21 protein-coding genes are annotated in these 21,824 nt (G+C 73.5%); 1 reads left to right on the top strand and 20 read right to left on the bottom strand.

Annotated elements, in window-relative coordinates; translation table 11 throughout:
• The 18 genes from ACZ7MF_RS38235 to ACZ7MF_RS38150 form a co-directional block, all read right to left on the bottom strand.
• Positions 1-870: a TatD family hydrolase gene (locus ACZ7MF_RS38235; protein ID WP_471482739.1), complete on the bottom strand. Its 870-nt coding sequence runs from the start codon at positions 868-870 to the stop codon at positions 1-3.
• Positions 867-1,559: an EboA domain-containing protein gene (locus ACZ7MF_RS38230; RefSeq protein ID WP_471482738.1), complete on the bottom strand. Its 693-nt coding sequence runs from the start codon at positions 1,557-1,559 to the stop codon at positions 867-869. The genes ACZ7MF_RS38235 and ACZ7MF_RS38230 overlap by 4 nt, the downstream gene beginning before the upstream one ends.
• Positions 1,556-2,428 (bottom strand): sugar phosphate isomerase/epimerase family protein, encoded by an 873-nt coding sequence (locus ACZ7MF_RS38225; protein ID WP_471482736.1) that lies wholly within the window; start codon positions 2,426-2,428, stop codon positions 1,556-1,558. The genes ACZ7MF_RS38230 and ACZ7MF_RS38225 overlap by 4 nt, the downstream gene beginning before the upstream one ends.
• Positions 2,425-3,300, bottom strand: coding sequence for an SCO3242 family prenyltransferase (locus ACZ7MF_RS38220; protein ID WP_471482735.1), 876 nt, complete (start codon positions 3,298-3,300; stop codon positions 2,425-2,427). Before ACZ7MF_RS38220 ends, ACZ7MF_RS38225 begins: the two co-directional genes overlap by 4 nt.
• Positions 3,297-4,463, bottom strand: coding sequence for an inositol-3-phosphate synthase (locus ACZ7MF_RS38215; RefSeq protein ID WP_471482734.1), 1,167 nt, complete (start codon positions 4,461-4,463; stop codon positions 3,297-3,299). Before ACZ7MF_RS38215 ends, ACZ7MF_RS38220 begins: the two co-directional genes overlap by 4 nt.
• 86 nt (positions 4,464-4,549) lie before the next feature.
• Positions 4,550-5,347, bottom strand: a complete 798-nt coding sequence (locus tag ACZ7MF_RS38210) for a hypothetical protein (protein ID WP_471482733.1) — start codon at positions 5,345-5,347, stop codon at positions 4,550-4,552.
• A gap of 49 nt (positions 5,348-5,396) precedes the next feature.
• Positions 5,397-6,644, bottom strand: a complete 1,248-nt coding sequence (locus ACZ7MF_RS38205) for an FAD-dependent monooxygenase (protein ID WP_471482732.1) — start codon at positions 6,642-6,644, stop codon at positions 5,397-5,399.
• 43 nt (positions 6,645-6,687) lie between these two features.
• Entirely contained in the window at positions 6,688-7,680 is a 993-nt protein-coding gene (locus ACZ7MF_RS38200; RefSeq protein ID WP_471482731.1) for a beta-ketoacyl-ACP synthase III, read from the bottom strand.
• Entirely contained in the window at positions 7,677-9,497 is a 1,821-nt protein-coding gene (locus tag ACZ7MF_RS38195; protein WP_471482730.1) for an acyl-CoA dehydrogenase family protein, read from the bottom strand. The genes ACZ7MF_RS38200 and ACZ7MF_RS38195 overlap by 4 nt, the downstream gene beginning before the upstream one ends.
• Before the next feature lie 48 nt (positions 9,498-9,545).
• Positions 9,546-10,766 (bottom strand): beta-ketoacyl-[acyl-carrier-protein] synthase family protein, encoded by a 1,221-nt coding sequence (locus tag ACZ7MF_RS38190; RefSeq protein ID WP_471482729.1) that lies wholly within the window; start codon positions 10,764-10,766, stop codon positions 9,546-9,548.
• The gene (locus tag ACZ7MF_RS38185; protein ID WP_109034895.1) at positions 10,763-11,008 is read right to left on the bottom strand and encodes an acyl carrier protein; all 246 of its coding nucleotides are present in this window, start codon (positions 11,006-11,008) and stop codon (positions 10,763-10,765) included. The genes ACZ7MF_RS38190 and ACZ7MF_RS38185 overlap by 4 nt, the downstream gene beginning before the upstream one ends.
• A gap of 176 nt (positions 11,009-11,184) precedes the next feature.
• Positions 11,185-11,628 (bottom strand): MarR family winged helix-turn-helix transcriptional regulator, encoded by a 444-nt coding sequence (locus tag ACZ7MF_RS38180; protein WP_356868105.1) that lies wholly within the window; start codon positions 11,626-11,628, stop codon positions 11,185-11,187.
• A 64-nt stretch (positions 11,629-11,692) separates the two neighbouring features.
• Positions 11,693-12,145 carry a hypothetical protein gene (locus ACZ7MF_RS38175; RefSeq protein ID WP_471482728.1) on the bottom strand — a complete coding sequence of 151 codons (453 nt, stop codon included), beginning with the start codon at positions 12,143-12,145 and terminating at the stop codon, positions 11,693-11,695.
• Positions 12,142-13,176, bottom strand: a complete 1,035-nt coding sequence (locus ACZ7MF_RS38170) for an aldo/keto reductase (protein WP_471482727.1) — start codon at positions 13,174-13,176, stop codon at positions 12,142-12,144. Before ACZ7MF_RS38170 ends, ACZ7MF_RS38175 begins: the two co-directional genes overlap by 4 nt.
• 352 nt (positions 13,177-13,528) lie before the next feature.
• A complete protein-coding gene (locus ACZ7MF_RS38165) occupies positions 13,529-14,572 on the bottom strand; it encodes a 3-oxoacyl-ACP synthase III family protein (RefSeq protein ID WP_471482726.1) in 1,044 nt (347 codons plus the stop codon).
• Positions 14,573-14,656: 84 nt separating this feature from the next.
• Entirely contained in the window at positions 14,657-15,379 is a 723-nt protein-coding gene (locus ACZ7MF_RS38160; RefSeq protein WP_471482725.1) for an HAD family hydrolase, read from the bottom strand.
• On the bottom strand, positions 15,376-16,434 hold the full coding sequence (locus ACZ7MF_RS38155) for a ScbA/BarX family gamma-butyrolactone biosynthesis protein (protein WP_471482724.1): 1,059 nt from the start codon (positions 16,432-16,434) through the stop codon (positions 15,376-15,378). The genes ACZ7MF_RS38160 and ACZ7MF_RS38155 overlap by 4 nt, the downstream gene beginning before the upstream one ends.
• Positions 16,435-16,515: 81 nt before the next feature.
• Positions 16,516-17,583, bottom strand: coding sequence for an aldo/keto reductase (locus ACZ7MF_RS38150; RefSeq protein ID WP_471482723.1), 1,068 nt, complete (start codon positions 17,581-17,583; stop codon positions 16,516-16,518).
• A 339-nt stretch (positions 17,584-17,922) separates the two neighbouring features.
• Between ACZ7MF_RS38150 and ACZ7MF_RS38145 the strand changes: the two genes are divergently transcribed.
• The gene (locus ACZ7MF_RS38145; protein WP_471482722.1) at positions 17,923-19,551 is read left to right on the top strand and encodes an FAD-dependent monooxygenase; all 1,629 of its coding nucleotides are present in this window, start codon (positions 17,923-17,925) and stop codon (positions 19,549-19,551) included.
• Positions 19,552-19,611: 60 nt separating this feature from the next.
• On the opposite strand, the gene ACZ7MF_RS38140 is transcribed toward ACZ7MF_RS38145, so the two are convergent.
• Both ACZ7MF_RS38140 and ACZ7MF_RS38135 read right to left on the bottom strand, forming a co-directional pair.
• Positions 19,612-20,439 carry an MDR/zinc-dependent alcohol dehydrogenase-like family protein gene (locus ACZ7MF_RS38140; protein ID WP_471482721.1) on the bottom strand — a complete coding sequence of 276 codons (828 nt, stop codon included), beginning with the start codon at positions 20,437-20,439 and terminating at the stop codon, positions 19,612-19,614.
• Between the two features lie 122 nt (positions 20,440-20,561).
• Positions 20,562-21,689, bottom strand: a complete 1,128-nt coding sequence (locus ACZ7MF_RS38135) for a hypothetical protein (RefSeq protein ID WP_471482720.1) — start codon at positions 21,687-21,689, stop codon at positions 20,562-20,564.
• Positions 21,690-21,824 lie beyond the last annotated feature (135 nt).

Raw genomic sequence — 21,824 nt, 5'->3', positions numbered from 1 at the left:
TCACCTCTCCCCGCGGCGGATCGAGCTGCCTTCGAACTCCGCGCGGGCGCCGGGGGCTTCGGAACCCTCGGGGTCGTCGAGTTCGAGGCGTCCGCTCTGCCCGTAGAAGGCGACCGGGTTGCGCCACAGCACCTGGTCGACGTCGTCCTCGCCGAAACCGGCGGCGCGCATGGCGTCGGCGGTGCGGCGGGTCTTCAGCGGGTCGCTGCGGCCCCAGTCGGCGGCGGAGTTGACGAGGATCCGCGCGGTGCCGTACTCGCGCAGCAGCGCGACCATGCGGTCCTCGCTCATCTTGGTGTCGGGGTAGATCGAGAAGCCCATCCAGCAGCCGCTGTCCGCGACGTCGCGCACCGTCACCTCGTTGAGGTGGTCGACGACGACCAGGCCCGGGTCGATGCCGGACTCGCGGACCACGTCCAGGGTGCGGCGGGTGCCGTTGGCCTTGTCGCGGTGCGGGGTGTGCACCAGGACGGGCAGCTCGTGCCGCACGGCGAGCTCCAGCTGCACGGTGAACGCCTTGTCCTCCTGCGGCGTCATCGCGTCGTAGCCGACCTCGCCGACCGCCACCACCCGGTCCCGGACCAGGTAGTCGGGCAGGACGTCGAGCACCCCGGCGAGCCGGGGGTCGTTGGCCTCCTTGGGGTTCAGGGCGAGCGCGCAGTGGTGGCGGATGCCGAACTGCTCGGCCCGGTAGGGCTCCCAGCCGAGCAGCGCGTCGAAGTAGTCGGTGAACGAGCTGACGCCGGTGCGCGGCTGGCCCAGCCAGAAGGCGGGTTCGACCAGTGCGCGGACCCCGGCGGCGGCCATCGCCTCGTAGTCGTCGGTGGTGCGGGACGTCATGTGGATGTGCGGGTCGAAGATGCGCGTCACGCCGTGGCCTCCGTGGATACGCGGTGGGTGTGCAGGTAGGCGGCGACGTCGGGCGGGACCGGCCGTCCCGCGGCGCGCCGCTCGGCGGCGAAGTCCGTCATCATCCGGTCCAGTTCCGCGTCCGCGCGTGCGTCCAGAGCGGCCACCAGGTCCAGCGGGACGCCGACGAACACGCACTTGAGGACGGCCTGCCGGAAGGCGTGCGCACCGAGCCGGCGGGCGCCGTACGGGCCGACGGCGGCGGCGATCAGCCTCGGGTCGTTGCACCGCAGCGCGTCCTCGACCAGCGGCAGCCCCAGGCCGCCGAGGTCGCCCACGGCCTCCAGCAGCGTCAGCGAGCGCAGGACGGCCCGCCGTTCGGGCCCGCCCCCGATCCGGTACAGCCGGGAGACGACGGCCGCCAGCGCGGCACCGCGCACCGGAAGCGCGGCGAGCAGCAGCACGCGTACGGCGTCGTCGACGCTCCACCCCGCGCCCGCGTCCGCGTCCGCTCCCGTGCCGACGTCCAGCGCGCCCCGGCCGCACCGCCGGGCGGCGACCGCGAACTTCCCCTCGACCTCGCCCGCCTCGCACCGCACCGCCGCGCGCGCCTGCTCCAGCCACGCGGCGGCGTCCGGGGTGAGCGCGCGATCGAGGGCGCCGGAGAGGGCGCCCGGCAGGAACCGGACCCCGTCGCCGCCGGGGATCACGCGGCCGCTCCCCGGGTCGCTGCGCCTGCGTCGGCTTCGGCCGCGCGCAGGAAGTCCAGGGACCGGCGGGCCACTTCCGGGGCGGCGTGGCTGTGGCGGGGCAGTTCCACCGAGACCAGTCCGCGGTAGCCGGTGGCGGCCAGCGCCGACAGCACGGGCGGGAAGTCGATCTCCCCGCTGCCGAACTCCAGGTGCTCGTGGGTGCCCCGGCGCATGTCCTCGATCTGCACGTTGACCAGCCGGTCGGCGACCCGTCGTACGCAGTCGGCGACCGGCTGCGGTTCCAGGCAGCGGCAGTGCCCGATGTCCAGGGTCAGCCCGAGGGGGTGCGGGCCGCCGAGCCTGCGGTGCAGTTCGTCGTAGGCGTCCAGGGTGTCCACGAACATGCCGGGCTCCGGTTCGAAGCCCAGCACGACGCCGGCCCGCGCGGCGGCATCGACGACCGTGCCGCAGCCGGCCAGCAGCCGGTCCCAGACCACCTGCCGGGGCGTGTCGGCGGGGGCGGCACCGCTCCAGAAGGAGACGGCCTCCGCGCCGAGGTCGGCGGCGATCCGCACGGCCCGCAGCAGCAGGTCGACCCGGCGCTCTGCGCCCTCGGCGGACATCAGCACCGGCTGGTGCTTGCGCCAGGGGTCGAGCACGTACCGTCCGCCGGTCTCGACGACGACGGCCAGCCCGAGCCGGTCCAGCCGCGCCGCGAGCCGTTGCAGCCGGTGCGGCAGGTCGTCGGCGAACGGGTCGAGGTGCCGCGGGTCCAGGGTGAGTCCGACGCCCTCGTAGCCCAGGTCCGCGAGGACGGCCAGGGCGTCCTCCAGCGGATGGTCGCCGAAGCCGTTCGTGCCGTACCCGAATCTCGTGCCGGCGCTCATGTGGGGGACACCTTTCTGCCGAGTCGTCGGGCCCACGGGAGGGCGCAGGCCAGCACGGCGCCCGTGGCGCCGCGTCCGGCGGTCGCGGTCAGCGCCGCCTGGAGCGGGATCAGCGCGTGGATGCCGGCCGCCACCGCCCGCCGTACCTGCGGCGCGGCCGGACTCCGCGCGGCCGCGAGCTGCGCGGTCGCGCCCCCGTACGCGTACACGGCCGTCAGGCCCGCGGCCAGCACCCGGTCCGGGGCCGGCCGGCCCCGGCCGCGCAGCAGTACGGCGGCGCCGACCGCACCGCCGACGGCGAGCGACTGCCGGGGCACCGCGCGGGGCGCGCCGCTCACCTCGTACCGGCTCAGCCGGGTGACCATGCCGGTGTGCAGGGCGACGGTGGCCGCCGCGGGCAGCGCCCGGCGCAGTCCGCCGGGTCCAGCACCGCCCAGGACGTTCAGCGCGCGGGCCGCGGCCATCGCGGCGGCACCGGCCGGGGTGGGCTTGAGTACGAGGTCGTACGCCCACACGACACCGGCCAGGGGCAGCGCCGTGGCCAGGCCCCGGCGGCCGCGGGCCAGCGCCGCGAGGCCGAGCCCGGCCGCGGTGAGCCCGCAGCCGACCGCGCGGGCCGCGGCCGGGCTCACCGCTCCGGAGGGCACCGGGCGTTCGGGCCGCTCCACGGCGTCGAGGTCGCGGTCCGCGTAGTCGTTGAGCGCCATCCCCGCCCAGTACAGGCAGACCGACGACGCCGTCATGCCGAGCAGCTCGGGGCCGAGCGGCCGCCGGGCCGCCGCCGCTCCGGCGAGGACGTCCCCGGGCACCGACAACGCGGCCGGGGCCCGGACCAGGCGGGCCAGGTCGTGCACCCGCGGCAGCGCACTCACGCCGGCGCCCCCACCGAGCGCGCCCAGCCGGCCAGGCTCGCGTACTGCGCGGCCAGGTCGTGCTCGGCGGAGCCCACCGGGTCCTTGAAGAAGAAGCCCAGCTCCGGCACCGGCCCGGCGACGCCGCCGCGGTGCGCGAGGGCCATGAACCGGGCCAGGTCCAGTACGAGCGGCGCGGCCAGCGAGGAGTCGCAGCCCTGCCACGTGAACTGCAGGGTCATCCGGGTCCCGAGGAAGCCCTCGAACGTCACGTGGTCCCAGGCGGTCTTCCACTCCCCGAGGTCGGGGACGTGGTGGATGTGCACGCCGCCCTCGACGGCGTGGCCCAGCTCCGCCTCCAGCACCAGGCCCTTGGAGGCGTTCTTGCTGACCACCCGCTCCGGGTCGGCGAGGGTGGCCCCGTCGCCGCCGCCGAGCAGGTTGGTGCCGGACCAGGAGCGCACCCGCAGCGCCCGGCGCGCGAACATCGGCGCGAGCACCGACTTGACCAGGGTCTCGCCGGTCTTGCCGTCGCTGCCGGCGTAGGGCAGGCCCCGTTCCCGGGCGAGTTCGTCCAGCGCGGGCAGGCGCGCCCCCGTCGACGGGGTGAAGTCGACGAAGGCGCACCCGGCCCGCAGCGCCGCGTAGGCGTACAGGGAGCTGACGGGCAGCGGCCGTTCGCCCCGCGCCAGCGCCTCGCCCAGGGCTGCCGCGGAGGCGTGCGCCGGCTGCGGCACGGCGGGCGGCTGGGTGGAGGAGACGTTCACGACGACGACCCGGTCGAGGCCGAGGCGTTCCCGGAAGCCGGTGAGGTCGGCGACGATCGCCGCGGCGGCCGACGCCTGGTCCGGGGTGCCCTCGCCGCCCTCCTCCGTGCCCGGCGGCGCGGGCCTGATCTCGGCGTCGGCCGCGTCGAGTTCCGCGGTCAGCACGCCCGGCAGGCCGCGGGGTACGACGCCCGCCTCGGCGAGCTGCTCGGCCCGTTTGACCAGGCCGGTGCCGACGACGTCGTGGCCGCCGAAGACCAGCTCGTCGAAGCCGGGCAGCGGCACGCCGTCGAAGGCTTCGAGCGTGCTGACACAGCCGGTGGCCGGCACCAGCCCGGCGCGCAGCGCGGCGGCGCCGACGACGGTCGTGGTGGCCACCGAGCCGCGGGCACCCACCAGCCAGATTCCGGTACGCATGGTGTCTCCTCCTGTCCTTCCCGTGGGACTTCCCGTCGGGCTTCCCGTGCGGCTTCCCGTGCGGCTTCCCGTGGGCGCCGGGTCCGTCAGCTCATGCCTTCGGGCAGCGGATAGGACAGGAAGTCGCGGTCGAGCTGATGCACGCTGCGCGGCAGCCACTTGGCGGCCTCCCGGGCCACGACCCGGCGCGGCAGCGGCTCCTTGACCTCGAACTGGGAGGGCTTGGCGATGGTCTGGATCGCCCACGCCATGGCGTTGACCGGGGCCATCCGCTCCCAGCGGTGCCGGCTGATGTCCAGCAGCATCATCGACCGCATGAAGATGAACCAGATGTGGTATCCGGGCGGCGGGTTGCCGTTCATGGTGTGCACCGGGCGCTCGCGGCGGGGGTCGTTGAGCACGCCCTGGGCGAAGTCCGCGAAGGCGCCGACGATGCCGTGGCCGTAGGGCCGGTAGTAGGTGTCGAAGACGCCGAGCTGGGCCTTGGAGAGCACCTGGAGCGGGCCCTTGATGGGGGTGACGTACTCGATGAAGTTGTTCGGGTAGTCGCTGGTGGCGGCCATGGCCATCCAGGCGTCGAAGATGGCCCGCTCCCAGCCGTCGCCGAGCGCGGTCTCGATGTCGGTGAACGCCTGCTCCAGCTCCGGGCCCACGTTGTAGAGCGTGGTCTCGTCGAACATGTACCAGAGTTCGTTGGCGCGGCGGTCGCCGAGCATGCCGGGTACGTCGGGGAAGTCGTCGTGCCCGCGGTGCGGGGTGACGGGGCGCTCGGCGGCACCGGCCGGAGCGGCGCCCAGCAGACCGGCACCGGCGCCGAGGCCGACGGCCGCGGCGCCGCCGAGGGCGGTGGTCATCAGGCGCCGCCGGTCGAGGTGGTTCGACATGGGTTCTCCTTGGTTCTCTCGCGCGGGCAGGGTTGGGTCGGGGGTGGGTTCAGGGGGTCGCCGAGGGCAGCGGCGGCAGCGGTGGGAGGCCGGCCTCGGCGTCGTGGCGCTGGATCCAGGACACGTCCTCGACGAGGGACGACATCGTGCCCGTGGACTCGGCCCCGTCCTCGTCGGGCCGCAGCCGCTGGGAGCCGCCGCCCCGCGAGCCGAGCTGGACCCGGGTGGTGTGCGGCCTGCGGACGCCCTCGTAGGCGTCCAGCGCGGCCGCGATCGCCCGCCGGGCGGCGGGAGTGGAGGCGGCGTCGGCACAGGCCGCGGGGTCCGGGCCCGTCGCGGCGTCCAGGCAGTGCGCGAGGACCGCCGCGTCCTCGACGGCCTGGCTGACGCCCTGGCCGTGGTGGGGCAGCATCGGGTGGGCCGCGTCGCCGAGCAGGGTGACGGCGCCCGCGCTCCAGCGGGCCAGCGGCTCACGGTCGTACAGCGCCCAGCGCCGGGACTCCCGCACCGCGGCCACCAGGGACTTGACGTCGGTGTTCCAGCCGTCGAAGCGGGCGGCCAGTTCGTCCAGGTCGCCGGGGGCGCTCCAGGACTCCAGGCGCCACCGCGGATCGGGCACGACGGCGACGAAGGTGAGGAACCGCCCGCCGCGCACCGGGTAGACCAGCATGCGGGCGTCCGGTCCCGCCCACACCAGGAGCGTGTCACCGGGCAGGCCGGGGACCTGGTCTCGGGCGACGACACCGCGGAAGGCGCTCTGGCCGGAGAAGACGGCGGTGTCGGGCCCGGCGAGCGTGCGGCGCACCACCGAGTGCGCACCGTCCGCGCCGATCAGGACGTCCGCGCCGGTGGTGGAGCCGTCGGCGAACTCCAGCCGGACCCCGCTGCCGGTCTCGGTGAACCGTTCGAGCCGGTGCCCGGCCCGCACCGTGCCGCGGGGCAGCGACTCGGCGAGCATGGTGTGCAGGTCGGCCCGGTGGATCGTGTAGTAGGGCGCCCCGAACTCGGCGAGCCACTCCTCGCCCATCGGCTGCCGCACCAGGGTGCCCCCGTGCGACCAGTCCCGCACCTCCATGCCGGTGGGCCGCACGCCGAGGGCGCGCAGCCGCTCGCCGAGGCCCCAGCGTTCCAGGAGGCGGCTGCCGTTGGGGCCCAGGTGCATACCCACGCCCGCTTCCCTGAGTTCGGGCGCCTGCTCGTAGACGCGTACCTCGTGGCCCTTCCGGGTCAGGGCGAGGGCGGCGGCGAGTCCGCCGATGCCCCCGCCGACGACTGCGATCCGCAGCTTCGGCACCACGTTGTCCCTTCCTCTCGTGCGCCAGGTTCGTCGCTCGGTCCGGTCAGCTCCGCTGGTCCTGGACGGGTTCCGCGCCCGACCAGACGACGGCGGCGGAGCCCCAGGTCAGCCCGCCGCCGAAGGCGGTCAGGAGCAGTCGGTCCCCGGAGCGGATACGGCCCTGCGCGGCCGCGTCGGCCAGCGCGAGGGGGATGGACGCGGCGGCCGTGTTGGCCACGTCCGCGATGTTCGACACCACCCGGTCCCGGGGCAGCCGCAGCCGCTTCGCCACCGAGGTGAGGATGCGCAGGTTCGCCTGGTGCCCGACGAAGGCGTCCACGTCCGCCAGGTCCCAGCCCGCGTGGGCGGCGGCGGAGCGCGCGGACTCCGCCATGGTGGTCACGGCACGGGCGTAGACGTCGCTGCCGCGCATGGTGAGGTACGCGCCGTCCGGCGGGATGGTGATCAGCTCGTCGCCGGTGCCGTCGCTGCCGAGTTCGGTGTGCAGCACGGCGCCCGGGTCGCCGGTGCTGCCGCGCTCCAGGAGCACGGCGCCCGCGCCGTCGCCGAACACGACGGCGGTGCCGCGGTCGTCGGGGTCCACGATCGAGGAGTAGACGTCCGCGCCGATGACCAGGGCCCGGTCGCAGGTGCCCGCGGTGATCATCGCGTCGGCCACGGAGAGCCCGTACACGAAGCCGGAGCACACGGCGGACAGGTCGAACGCGGCGGCGGCCCGCAGCCCGAGCCGGGACGCCACCCGGGGCGCGGTGGCGGGGCAGCGCCGGTCCGGTGTGGTGGTGGCGAGGAGGACGAGGTCGCAGTCGTCCCGCCCGGCGGACTTCAGCGCGGCGGCCCCGGCGGTGACGGCGAGGTCCCCCGTGGTGGTCCCGGGGGACACCCGGCGCCGGCGCTCGATGCCGGTACGGCTGTGGATCCAGGCGTGGTCGGTGTCCAGATGCCGGGACACCTCGTCGTTGTCGACCACGGTCTCCGGCAGACAGGTCCCCACCCCGGTCACCACGGCCCCGGGCCGACCGCCCCCCGCCGCGCTCATGGGCGTGCTCCGGCCTGCGGGGAGGCAGGACGCGGGGCGACGGCGGCCCCGGAGACGGCCTGCGCGGACGCGGGCGCGGCAGGCCGCGCGATGCCCCGCGAGGCGGGGACGGACGCGGAACCGGCGGGCCCGGGCGCGGCATGGGCCGCGGCGGCGTGCCGGTCCGCGAAGTCCGGGTGCGCGATCGGGGCGCTGATCAGGCCCTCGGGCACGGACAGTTCGCGCAGCAGCGCGTCGGCGTCGAGGGGGGCGCCCGCCGCCTCGTGCCGGGCCGCCTCGAAGGCCAGGAGGGCGTCCTGGTCGAGGATCCCGGCCCGCAGGGCGTCCAGCGCGTGTTCCAGGACGCAGACCGCCGCGTACTGCGCGAGCAGCCGCTCGGACAGCGGGGTCGGGGCGTGGCGGGCCCAGTGGCCGATCGCCAGCGTCTGGTGGACGGCGCGGCTCCACCGCGCGCTGGCCTCACCGGCGCCGTCCCGCTCCACCCGGTCGAGCAGGTGGTCGCAGACGGCCCGCAGCACCCGGACGGCGGCCGGCCGCCCGGCACCGGCGACCGCCTCGTCCAGCACCCGGTCGAAGTCCTCGCGGTGGCGCAGGGCGAACCGGGTCGCCTGGTAGCCGAGGACGGTGTTGTCACCGCCGAAGGTGACCGCGATCTCGTAGTCGTGCAGCAGCGGCGCGATCTGGTTGGCGTCGTGGTAGCCGAGCCCGCCGCACAGCTCCCGGGTCTCGGCCAGCGTGTGCCGGGCGTCGCCGGTGCAGCCGGACTTGCCGCAGGAGATCAGGGCGTGCAGCACCTGGTCACGGGCCGGTGCCCCCTGCGCGCTCCGGGCCACCGCCACCTCGGACAGCGCCGCCATGGCGTGCCGGGCGGCCAGCGAGCGCCCCACGGCCGCCGACAGCCGCATGCGGTAGTGCTCGTGGCCGATCAGCGGCCTGCCGAAGGTCTGCTTGACGGCCGCGAACCGCGTGGTGATCGCGCAGGCGAGCAGTTGCGCGTACGCCGCTCCCACCGACGGGAAGAGCCGCTCGTGGGTGAAGGTGGCCAGGCACTCCTCGAACCGCCGGTGGCGCGGCAGCGGGGACCGGTAGGTGCCCTCCTCGTCGATCGACGCCCAGCGGTTCATCAGCGCGGACAGCGGCAGCCGGTGGTCCGTGAAGGTCAGTACGCCGGTCTGGTTGGCCGTGACGCCGCCCTTCGGCTCGGCCCGCCCGATGCGCACGCCGGGCAGTACGGCGCCGTCCTCGCGCAGCGGAACCCGCAGCCAGTGGTGTCCCTCGTCGCGCCCGCCGACCTCCAGCCGGGCCAGCACCATGGCCACGTCGCCGGTGTGCAGGCTGTTGCCGGTCCACACCTTGCTGTCGGCGGGCCGGGGCGTGTTCAGCACCAGGTTCCGCTCGTGCGGGTCGTAGGCCGCGGTGGTCCGCACCTGCTTCAGGTCCGAGCCGGCGAGCAGTTCGGAACCGGCGAAGCAGTACATCCGCTCCATCGCGTCGATCTCCCCCGCCCAGGCGTCCAGTTGCTCCGGACCGCCGTGGCTGAGCAGCGCGTCGCCCGCGATCTGGTGCGAGACCAGGACGTTGAGCAGGGACAGGTCGTACGCGCCGATCCAGCCCATGGTGCGCAGGAACTCCGGGAAGCGGGCGCTGTCGCCACGGCCCAGCCAGCGGGAGTTCGCCGCGAAACCGGCGCCGTTGAGGAGCCGCGCCCGGCGCAGCGTCAGCAGGCTGTAGTCGAGGACGCTCAGGTCGTCCGGTCGGATGGTGGCGAACTCGGGCCCGGACAGGACACGGGCCAGCTCTTCTTCGCGTTGCGTCATGGGCTCTCCAGGAAGGGAAGCTCGGATCCGTGGACGCCGTGGCGTCGCTCAGCCGGCGTCCAGCACCAGCGCGCAGTTGCTGCCCCCGAACCCGAAGGAGGTGCTCACGGCGACGTTCCCGTCGTGCCGGCGCACTCCGCCGAGGACCAGGTCGAGCTCGGGCAGGCCGGGGTCGGCCCGCTCGGTGTGCGCGATCGGCGGCAGCACGCCGCTGCGCAGGCCGCGCAGGGTCAGTACGGCCTCGATGGCGCCCGCCGCGCCGAGCGTGTGGCCCAGCAGGCCCTTGTTCGCGGTGACGGACGGGCCGTGCGGGAAGAGGCGGGCGATGAGCCGGGCCTCCGTCAGGTCGTTCTGCGGGGTCGAGGTGCCGTGCGCGTTGACGGTGGTCACGTCCCGCGCCGACAGGCGTGCCGCCGCCAGTGCCCGCTCGACGGCGGCCGCGGCGCTCGCGCCGTCCGGGCGGGGGGCCGTCGGGTGATGGGCGTCGGAGGTGTCGGCATGGCCGAGCAGCCGGCCCAGCACCTCCGCGCCCCGGGCGCGCGCCTTGGCCGGCTTCTCCATGACGACGGCGGCGGCGCCCTCGGAGATCACGAAGCCGTCGCGGTCGGCGCCGAACGGCCGGGACGCGTCGGTCGCCTTCTGTTCGGACAGCGCGCCCATCCGGGCGAAGCCGGAGACGACGAGGGGGGTGACGGCCGCGTCCGTGCCGCAGACGACGACCGTGTCGCAGACACCGGCGTCCAGCAGCGTCTTGCCGAGCCCGAACGCCGAGGCCCCCGACGCGCAGGCGGCGGCCACGGTGTGACCGGGCCCGGTGATCCCGTACCGGGCGCCGATGGTCCCGGCCGCCATGTTGATCAGGGCCCGGGGATGCAGGTACGGCGACACCATGGCCGCCCCCTGCCGCTCCAGCCGCCGGTGCTGCTCGTCGTGCGTGGTCACACCCCCGAAGGCGCTGCCCACGACGACCCCGACCCGGCTGCCGTCCCAGCTGTCCGGGTCGAGCCGCGACTGCGCCAGCGCCTCCGCCACCGCCACCAGCGCGAACCGGATGAACGGATCGGTACGGGCGGTTCCGCGCCCGGTCAGCTGCCCCGGCCGCAGCGCGGGCACCCGCAGGCTGTGCCACGCCCCGGTCCCGGCCAGCGGCTCGGGGTCACCGCCCTCCAGGGACCGGGCGGCGCACATCGCCTCCCAGGTCGAGTCGGTGTCGGTACCGGCCGGCGTCACCAGTCCGACACCGGTGATGGCGGCGGGCCCCTCGGTCACGCCGCTTCCAGACCCGAGCCGGCCAGCAGGACCACTTCCCCGACGGTGAGGTCCGCGATCCGCGTCTCCTCACCGCTGAGGTCGACGCCGGTCTCCTCCTTGATCCGCACGATCAGCTCGGCGACGGCCAGCGAGTCCAGCTCCAGGTTCCGCAGCGAGGCACCGTCCGTGATCTCCGCGGGGTCCACTTCCAGATCCTCGGCCAGGATCCCGTGCACAACCGACTTGGGGTCCGTACTCATCGCGTTCACCTCTGGGGCTCAGGGTTGATTCGACACCTCGAAACGAGATCGGGCTCCACTGTGCTGGCGACGGATATGCGGGACCTATCGCGCCGTTATCGGGGAGCGGAGACGGCTCAAAAAGAAAGACGGGCGGCCACTGCTGGGCCGCCCGCGGGAGTTCTGTCGCTGTGCCGCTACTTCGCCGCCCGGCGTGCGGCCGTCCAGTCCGTCAGCGCCTGCGAGCAGCGTTCGAGCTGGGCCAGGAGACCGGCGGCCTCGTCCTCGCCCAGCCTGCTCGCGAGGAGGTCCTCGAGGTCCTGGACGACGTCGTCGGCGCGGCGCACCAGCGCGTGGCCCGACCGGGTCAGCCGCGCTTCGAGGATGTGCTGGTGGATCGGGTGGGGCCGGCGCTCGACGAGGCCGCGCCCCTCCAGGTTCGACAGTACGGACGACATGGTCTGCGGGGTCACCATGCTGCGGCGCGCCAGTGCCGCACCGGACAGTCCGGGCTCCTGCTGCAGGGCACGCAGCACGGTGTACTGAGGGACATTGACCTTGAGCGGCCTCAGGGCGGCGTGCTTGGTGGACGTGAGCTCCTGCTCCACCCGCTTGATGTGGTCCCCGATTCGTCTTTCCATAGCTGATGACACCATGTCCTGGAGAGTACCTGCGCACCTCTTATTAGTGTATGTCTGCTGCGACTCATTCCAGATCGAAGAACCGTCCCGCCGGACGCCGCCAGGCGAAGAAGAGCCGCACGGCCCCGGGCCGGCCCCGCGCGGGGCTCAGCGCGACGGACAGGAGCGACTCGCGCACGGCGGACCTGCGGGCCGCCTCGTCGAGAACGAGGTCCCACTGCCGCACGGCGTGCGCCACGGACACGGGTACGGGCTCCGGGAGTTCATGGCCGAGGCGGCGCAGGAGCTCCTCCGCGGCCGCCATGCGGGCGAGCCCCGCCGGGGTGCACAGGCGTTCCATGACGGCGCGCCCCACCCGCGTCTCCAGTTCCGCGGCCGGGGCGGCGGGCTGGCAGTCCGACGGGCAGTAGTACCCGGCCGGCTCGCCGGGTGCGGTGTGCGCGTACCGGCACGGTTCGCCGCACAGGCCGCAGACTGCACACTGGTCCAGGAGCGGCTCTTCGGGCACCGCCGTCATGTCCGGGAGCGCCGTCGCAGCGAGGCGTCGGCGAGGGCCGGCGGCGTGTAGTCGGCGTCGGACGGGTTCAGGTCCGTGCCCGGCGGGACGAGTTCGTCGATGCGGTCCAGGACCGCTTCCTCCAGCTCGACCGTGTCGGCCGCGAGCAGGTCCGCGAGCTGTTCCCGGGTGCGCGGGCCGATGATGGCGCTGCCCACCGCGGGGTGGTTGAGCACGAAGGCCAGCGCCAGTCGGGTGAGCGGGACACCGGCCTCCGCCGACAGCTTGAGCAGCTCTTCGACGACCTGGTACTTGCGGACGTTCCCGGGCAGGTCCAGGTCGAACTTGTGCGGGATGAGGTTGCTCCGGAAGTCGTTGAGCTCCAGCGGGGCGCCGCCGCGGAACCTCCCCGTGAGCCACCCGCTGGCCAGCGGGCTCCAGGTGAGCACACCCACCCTGTGGCGCTGGGCGGTGGGCAGTACGGCACGCTCCACGCCCCGCATGAAGATCGAGTACGGCGGCTGTTCGGTGTGGAAGGGCGTGTGGCCGCGGCGGTCGGCCACCCAGCGGGACTCGACGAGCTGCTCCGCCGGGAAGTCCGAGCTTCCGATCGCCATGACCTTGCCCTCGCGCACCAGGTCGGACAGGACCGAGAGGGTCTCGTCGAGGTCGGTGTCCGGGTCGGGGCGATGGACCTGGTACAGGTCGATGCGGTCCGTGCCCAGGCGGCGCAGGCTCTCTTCCACGGCGCGCCGGATCCACAGCCGGGAGTTCCCGGACCTGTTGAGGCCGTCGCCCATGGGGAAGTGGACCTTGGTCGCCAGCACCACCTCGTCCCGCCGCCCGCGCAGCGCCTTGCCCACGATGCGTTCGGACTCGCCGTCCGAGTACATGTCGGCGGTGTCGACGAGGTTCACGCCGGCGTCCAGGGCGTCGTGGACGAGGCGTTCCGCCTCCGCGTGGTCACGCTGCCCCCACGCCCCCAGCATCATCGTGCCCAAGGCGATGCGACTCACCTTGATTCCGGTACGCCCCAGGGTGGTCGTGCGCACAACTCCTCCGTTCGTCGGCAGCCGCGACGGGCACACCAGGTCGGTGCGACGCCGTACATCTATCAGAGAGCTTATACATATGCGCCGCCTGCTGAACAGAGGGCGGGCCGGGAGGATCCCGGTGGCCGGGGCAGGCGCGCGGCGGACCGCCGCGCGCCTGCCCCGGCTCACGGCGCTTCGGACTCCGTGGCACCGCCGGAGTCGCCGCCCAGCAGCCGGTGCATCAAGGAGTGCTCCGCGGCCTGTCGCAGACCCTCGCGCCTGCGGCGCTCGATGTGCCGGAGAACGAGTCCGCGAAGCTCCGGGTGGGCAAGCACGGATTCGAGGGCCGTCGTGGGATGCGGGCGCACGGTCAGCCGGCCGTGACCGCGACGGGCCGCCCGGTGTCACCGGCCCGGGCACACGCGGTCGGTGCCCACTGGGCCAGGATCGCCCCCACGGTCATCCCACCGCCGAAGCCGGCCATCAGGACGGTCTCGCCGTCGGCGAACTCCCCCTTGCGGTGGGCGACGTCCAGCGTGAGGGGCACCGAGGCCGACCCCGTGTTGCCGTACTTCTCGAGAGCGAGGTGCATCGTCGCCCCGGGGAGCTCCAACCGGGGCCACACCTCCCCCAGCATCACGCCGTTGGCCTGGTGCGGGACGAAGTGCCGTACCTGGTCGCGGTCGACCCCGGCCCGGTCCAGGAGCTCGTGCAGCGCACCGGGGAGGTTGTCCTGCACGAAGGAACGCACCCCGCGGCCGTCCATGCGGAAGAAGTGGCCGCCTTCCCGCAGGCTGCGGTCGCTGGCCGGCATGCGACTGCCGCCCGCGGGAACGCTGATCAGACGGTACTGATCTCCACGGGTCAGCAGGCTGGTCTCCTGGATCCCCCGCCCCTGGGGCACGCTGCCCAGCAGGACGGCCCCCGCGCCGTCCCCGAAGAGAATGGCGGTCTTCCGGTCGGAGTAGTCGAGGATGCGCGAGTAGATGTCCGCTCCGACGACCAGGGCGTAGCGGCCCTCGCCGGCCCCCCGCAGCAGGCGTTCGGCCACGGCGGTCGCGTACACGAACCCGCTGCACACCGCGTTGATGTCGAAGGCGGCCGCGTTCACCGCGCCGAGGAGATGCTGCACGATGCCGGCCGTGGCGGGCTGCGGATGGTCGGGCGTGGACGTCGCGAGGACGATGTAGGCCACGTCCTGAGGGGCGACGTCGGCCTGCTCCAGTGCCGCGCGGGCCGCTCTGGCCGCGAGGTCCGAGGTGGCGTCGCGGTCGTCGGCCCGCCGCCTCTCACGGATTCCGGTCTTGCGTACGATCCACTCGTCGGAAACCCCCGCTCCCCGTGCGACTTCCTCGTTGCTGACCACCGTGTCCGGTACGTACGAACCGGTGGCCACGATTCCCACTTGAGGCACGACCCCTCCTCTCGATCAGGGCGAGGAGCCGGATGCCCCCCGCCTGCCGTGCCGGGCCGCGTCGGCCGTGCGGCCCCGCGTCCGTCATCGCCTTGCCGCACCGGTGATCAGGCGCCCCCATCCGGCGCGCCGGGCATGGGCCAGGAGCTCGGGGTGGTCGCCGACGGCGATGGGCCGACCGACCTCCCGCAGCATCGCGAGGTCGCTGATGTGATCGCCGTAGGCCGAGCTGCGGGCCAGGTCGAATCCGCCCAGCACACCGGCGAGCCGTACCGCGCGCCCCTTCGTCGGGCCGATCATCGGCGCGAGCACCTCGCCAGTGAGCTCACCACGGCGGACCACCGGGCGGGTGGACAGCACCCGGCCGGCCCCGACGTCCGCGGCGATCGGGTCCAGGCACGCGAAGAACGACCCCGAGACCAGCACGAGTTCGTGACCGGACGCGCGGTGGCCGGCCAGGGCCTCCTCGACCTCGGGCACGTACAGGCCGCCGGGCGACTCGTGCCACTCCCTGGTGAACCACGCCCGTCCGGCCGCGGCCAGGCGGCGGGCGCTCTCACCGCCGAGGAGCCGGTAGTAGGCCCGGTTGATCTCACTGCGGGGGACCCCGCGCCGCGCGGACTCCCGCAGCCCGGCCACGAGGCGCTGATACGTGGCCACGGGCTCGCCCCGCCGTTCCAGGTAGAACGCCAGGAAGCGAAACATGCTCTTGACGCGGATCAGCGTCTCGTCCACGTCGCAGAACACGCCGGTGCGTGACGTCGTCCGGGGTGCCGGCCGCACTTCCCCGAGGGCGGTGGCGGTCATACCGGCATCCGGGCCAGTACGAGGTCGAAGGAGCACAGCGTCTCGCCCTTCTGTGTCGCCTCGACGTGCACGGGAAGCCTCGCGTCCACGCCGCCGCGCGAGTCCAGGACTCCGCCCAGCGTGTAGTCGGTGATCTCCTCGGCTCCGCTTCCCGTGAGCGGCGGCACGGTCGCGCTCAGGACGGTGTCGTCCTCCAGCTCGCCGAAACGCGTGAAGCGCACGTCCAGTTCGGTGATCAGCGTCTTGGAGGGGGCGAGCCCCCGGATGTCGAGTGCGGCGAACAGCGCGAGCTGCCGGGCGCCCTCCGCGATGACCATGCCCGGCAGGTGATCCTGCGGGTGGTCGAAGAGGCTGGCGTGGTGGGCCGGTATGCGCAGCAGGGCCTGGGCGCTGTCACCGATCACGACACCGTCCAGCAGCACCACGTTGTCCGGGTTGGCCCGGCCGACGAGGTGGGGGGTGAGCGGTGCCCCGGGCGTGGCCGCGGGATGGCTGGCGGAGGACGGCAGGGCCATGCCGTCGCGGTTGTTGAGGCGCAGCGTGAGATAGCCGTTCGGGTTCTTGAAGCGGAGCCCGATGGCGGCGGTGCCGATCAGTGAGCTGTCGACGTACAGGTCGATCTCGTAGTCGAGCCCCGTGACCCGGTTCTCCCGCTCCTTGCGGCTCGCTATGCGTATGCGCATGGAGAGGCGGAACGGTGAGGTCCCCACGTAGGTCAGGCTCGGGCGGTCCAGCCGCAGCCGCAGGTGCGTGAGGATGAACTTGTGGTCGGCGGGCACGGCGAAGAAGCGGTGGGCACCTGCGAGCGCGGCCTGTCGGCACGCCTCCAGGATCAGCAGCGGATCGTGGCAGCTGGGCCGCAGCAGGTGGTCTCCGTAGTAGGCGTGCGAGCGGGGCAGTTGGGCCCCGGCGGCGTAACCGCCCGCGTCGATGGCCTGCAGATCCGTCAGGAACACCTCGCCCAGGGCGTCCCGATGGACGAGCAGTCGGTCGACGGTCCGGGTGTAGTCCAGCGACGGCAGCGCCGGTGATGCGACTTGGGGTGCTGTGGTCATGGGTGGCCTGGCTTCCTGTTCGCGGTCGTGAGTTCCTTGCTCTGAGAATGCGGAGGTGGGCGTTTCGCCGGTCGGGGGAACTCAGGCCGGATACACGTCGCCGGGCAGCTTGCGGTCGGAGCCCTCGCGGCCGATGTGCCAGTAGGGGTAGGGCGCGGTGGTCTCGCTGACCTTGTCGAGCCGGCCGAGCTCGTCCTGGGTCAACGACCACTCCATGGCCTGGAGGTTGTCGGCCAGCTGGTGCGGCTTGGTGGCGCCGACCACGGCGGAGGTGATGCCCGGCTTGGCGAGCACCCAGTTGAGCGCGACCTGTGCGACGGACGCGTCGTGGTCGGCGGCGATCCTCGCCATCTCGTCGACGATGTCGTACGCCTGTGTCTCGTCGGTCAGCGGCGTGGTCTCGGACGGCGTGCGCTGGGCGAGGCGGCTGCCCTCGGGGCGGCCCTCGCCACGCCGGTACTTCCCCGTGAGGAAACCGCCGGCCAGCGGCGACCAGGCGGTGATGCCGACGTTCTGGTCGACGGCCAGCGGGACGATCTCCCGCTCCAGGTCGCGGGCGCCGATGTTGTAGTAGCCCTGGTAGCAGACGAAGCGGTTGAGGTTGCGGCGCTCGGAGACCGACAGGGCCTTCATCAGCTGCCAGCCGGCGAAGTTGGAGACCCCGATGTAGCGGATCTTGCCGGAGCGGATCAGGTCGTCCAGGGCGCGCAGTGTCTCGTCGAGCGAGGTGCGTGGGTCGAATCCGTGTATGTGGTAGAGGTCGATGTAGTCGGTGTTCAGCCGGCGCAGGCTGTTCTCGACCGCCGCGTACAGGTGGTGGCGGGTGGCTCCGAGGTCGTTGGGGTCGTCGGTGATGCGCCACCGGCCCTTGGTGCCGATGACGACGCGGTCGCGCACCTTGCCGAGGGTGCGGCCGAAGAACTCCTCGCCCTTGCCGTTCTTGTAGACGTCGGCGGTGTCGAAGAAGTTGATGCCAGCGTCGAGCGCCTGGTCCATCATCCGCGCCACATTGGCGTCCTCGACCGTGCCGAACTCCGACCAGTTGCGGTCGGAGGCGCCCAGGAAGGTCGCCCCGCCGCCGAAGGTCATGGCGCCGAAGCACAGTTCGGAGACGGACAGACCGGTGTCTCCCAGGTAGCGGTATCGCATGGTCGCCTGCTTTCCCTTGGTGTGTGCGTGCGTTGACTGGCCGTGGGGGCGCGGACGGCGCTGTCCGCGCCCCCACCGGAGGGGGCCCGCGGGGGGAACGCGGGCCCGCGGGAGGGGGATCCCGTGGGACGGAGGGAGTGCCCGGGACGGGGGGAGACCGGGCACTCCCGGCTCTCGGCGGATCCATCGGCATCCGGTGGTCCAGGAGACCGGGGCGTACTCCTGGACGGATCCCCTTTCTTACGGCTTCGGCTCACCGAATCCCTGCGACCGGATGTACGATTCCTTAGGACCGTAAGACATCTGATGGCATTCGTCAATGAGAGGCGGGACCACCCCATGCCGAGTTCTTCCGCATCCCGACCGCAGGCCGAGGATCCCGAGGCGCACGAGGTCCTGATCGTGGGCGCCGGACCGAGCGGCATGGTGGCCGCTTGCGAGCTGCTGCGCCGCGGCGTGCGCGTGCGGGTCGTCGACCGCGCTCCGGCCCCCTCGCCCTTCCCGAAGGCCCTGCTCGTGTGGCCGCGCAGCATCGATCTCTTCGAGGACCTCGGTGTGCTCGCGCACCTGCGTGAGGCGGGCACGCAGATCAACGCCTTCAGCTACTTCTCCGAGCGCCGGCTGCTGGCCAGCTTCGACTTCCCGCAGCACCTCAGCCCCGTGTGCCTGCCGCAGAACGAGACCGAGCGGATCCTGCGCGAGCGGATGGAGGCCCTCGGCGGCAAGGTGGAGCGGGGCGTGCGGCTGCTCACCCTCGAGGGACTGGACTTCTCCGGCCGCATAGCGGGAACCGGGGACGTCACCGCGGTGCTCGAGCACGAGGACGGACGCGTCGAGCGCACCGGCGCCCGCTTCGTGATCGGGGCCGACGGTGCGGGAAGCGCCGTTCGGGGCCTGCTCGGAGGCGGCTTCACCGGCAACACGTACGAGACTTCCTTCGCCCTGGTCGACACCCGCATCAAGGGCTTCCTGCCGCCGGACCAGGCCCTCTACTACCAGTCGCCCGCCGGGGCACTGGTGGTGGTGGCCCTTCCCGACGGGGTGTTCCGGTTCTTCTGCAGCCTGCCTCCCGGCGAGCGGGTCACGGTGGAGCGCATGCAGCGGATCGTGGACGAACGCGGCCCGGCCGGAGTGACCCTGACGGATCCCGTCTGGGTCTCGGACTTCCGCATCCACGCCCGCCACGCCGACCAGTTCCAGCTCGGCCGCGTGTTCATCGTCGGTGACGCGGCGCACGTGCACAGCCCGGCCGGCGGCCAGGGACTCAACACCGGTATCCAGGACGCCCACAACCTCGCCTGGAAGATGGCGGCCGTCCTGCACGGAAAGGCTCCCTCCGACCTGTTGCGCACCTACGGACCCGAACGCGCCGCGGTGGCCCGGCGGGTGGTGCGGGACACCGACATCCAGACGAGGAGCTGGCTGGTCAAGCGCCCCACCGCGGTCGTGGCCCGCGACGCCGCGTTCCGGCTCGCCGAGCGCACCGGTCTGTTCCGGCTCTACGCACCGGTGATGGCGGGACGCCGGCTCGCCTACCCGGCGGTGCGGCAGACCCAGCTGCCGACCGGGCGGACCTCCTGCCACCTCCGCTCGCGGCTTCCCGGCGGGCTGACCGTCGGCGCGGTCTTCCCGCGCTCACTGGCCGTCCCCGCCGGCTTCGCGGGAACCGCCGGCCTCGCCGGAACGGCCGGCGAACCCGCCGGGTGGACCCTGGCGGTGACCTGCCGGGGCGACGCGGTCGCCTGGCGCGAGCAGGCGCGCGCGCTCGCGGCCGCCTGGCCGCAGGTCCGGGCCGTCGACCTGTCCGCCAGGTCCGCGCGGACGGAGACGGGATGCCGGCACCAGGGCTACTACCTCGTGCGCCCGGACGGGCACGTCGCGGCGCACGGTCACGCCGGCGACCTGGACCGCCTGCACGTCGAACTGACCCACTGGCTGGGCCCGGCGGACCGGGTCGCCGCCCGCTGAGCCGCCGGGAACAGCGTGAAGGGGGGTGCGGCCGAGAGCCGCACCCCCCTTCACCTGGGCTCAGGCGGTGGCCTTCGCCTCGCTCCGGGTCGCGCCGAACGACAGCTCGCCCGTGGTCATCAGGTCGAGGAGCTGCGCCAGGCCGCGGTCCTCCGGCGTAGCCGTGCGGAAGACGAAGTGCCGGAGCCCGGCCTGCTCCGGCCCGCCGAAGAACCGGAAGAAGCTGATGTCCTCCGGGTGAGCGGCGAAGCTCTCGTAGAGGTGGACGCTGCCGCCCTCCGCCATGAGGCCCCTCGCGGCGGCCGCGAAGACGCCGTCGGCCGCCTCGTAGACGAGGTCGAACGGGCCCGCCACGGCGGCGATGTCCGTCACGGCCCGAGCCGCTCCCGACCCCACCGCGAGCGCGGCCTGCTCGTGGTCGGCGACCACGGCGGTGACCTCGGCGTTCAACGCGGACAGCAGCTCGACCAGGAGCCGTCCGACCCCCACGTCGGCTCCCGTGACCAGCACGCGCCGGCCACGGATGACCCCCGCACCGCGGACCAGTCGCAAGGCCGTGAGCACCGCGACACGCAGCGCCGCCGCCTGCTCGAAGCTGACGTGGTCGGGCAGCACCGTGGCGTACTCCGTGGGCAGCGCCATGCACGGAGCCCATCGCGTTCCGGTCGCCACACCGACGACACGGTCCCCCGGCTGCGGGCTGAAGCCCTCCGGCGCGGCCCGCATGACCACTCCCGCCACGTCCCAGCCCGCGACCCATCCCTCCGGCAGCGGTTCGGCCTTGATCATCTCGTCGAGCTCGGGAGCCACCGCGCGCACCGCGACGAGTATCTCGTCCTCGGCCTGCGCCGTGATCGCGTCCTTCATGCTGCTGAGCTGCTCGGACATGGCTTCGTTTCCTCTCGTGCCTACGGTTCGTGCGTGCGGGTTCGTGCGTGCCGGTTCGTGCGTGCTGTTCGTGCGAGCGGTTCGTGCGGGCGGGTGGCTTTCGTCGACGAGGCGCCGCGCCGTCAGAACTCCCCCGGGGCCAGGGGGGACGCGCCGAGCGGGTGGTCCACCGGGACGACCTCGAACGCCTCCGGCTGCTCGGCGACGCAGTCGGCGAGCACGAGATGGTGTTCGAGGACCTGGTACCTGACCCAGGCCCGGCTGTGGTGGTCGTCTACGGCGTCCGGGGCCAGGCGGACCCGCAGGTGGACGCACTGCTCCGGGGTGACGGCGACCTGGGCCTGCTCGACCTCGTCGCATGCCGTCGCCAGCGCGACCAGTTCCCGGGCGTCGATGGTGCGTCCGCAGAAGCGGAAGGACGGGGGCGTGGGGCCGAGCGCGCGGAGGGCGGGGCCCCTTCGGCCGCATGAGCAGTGCGTGAACTCCGCGCGTTCCCGGGTCTCGTAGCGGATCAGCGCTGGTGTGCGCACCGGGCTGAGCGTGGTGAGCAGGACGCGGCCGTCGACCACCTCGACCAGCTGGTGCGGCAGGGGGTGGTAGACGTCCGCCAGGCACTGCGGGCCGTGGTGGCCGATCACCCACGACGTCGGCGTGCCGTACAGGCGCCAGATGTCGGTGTAGGGGAAGCGGTCGGCGAGGACGGCGTCCGGCGTGGTGTCGTGGGTCGTCCCGCCCAGGAGGAGCGTTCGCAGCCAGGGGATCGGCCGTCCCGCGGCGACGCCGCCGACCAGGCGCGCCATGGTCTGCGGCGGTGCCGCCAGTGCGGTCACGCCCTGCCCGGCGAGCAGCGCCAGCCAGCCCTCGGCGTCACCCGGCGGCAGATCGCCGACGGGGAGCACCGTGGCCCCGGCCGTGGCGGCGAACCGGTTGAAGAGGTAGTGGTCGGGGCGGAGCCGGCCGGACGGGTGGAGGTTGGCCACGACGTCCCGAGGACCGAGCGGGCTCCAGGCGGAATGGATCTCGGCAGCGAACATGCCCTCGGGCAACAGGCTCAGGCCGGGTGCCTCCAGTGTCCCGCCGTGGGCCCAGAGCAGACCCGGATCGCCTTCGCGGCAGGCGACCGCCTCCTGGGTCGCGGCTGCCAGCTCCTCCTGCGTCAGCACGGGAAGGTCCCGCAGCGCGAAGGTCCCGCGAGCGGTGTACGGCTCGTACTTCGCCGCCAGCGAAGGCAACTGGACGGCGCTTCGCACCAGATCCTCCAGTGCGGACGCCGGTGCACGTGCTCCCTTCGGCCGCTTGGCGCCGGTGCGCGCCTGGAACACGGGCGTGCCGCTCAATGGGGGCATCGGGCGGGCTGTTCGCGAAACCATCGGGCTCCCCCTCAT

This window comes from Streptomyces sp. NPDC111628 (assembly GCF_055635195.1).
Note: the sequence above shows the minus strand (reverse complement) of the source record. Positions and strands in the feature narration are given on the sequence as shown.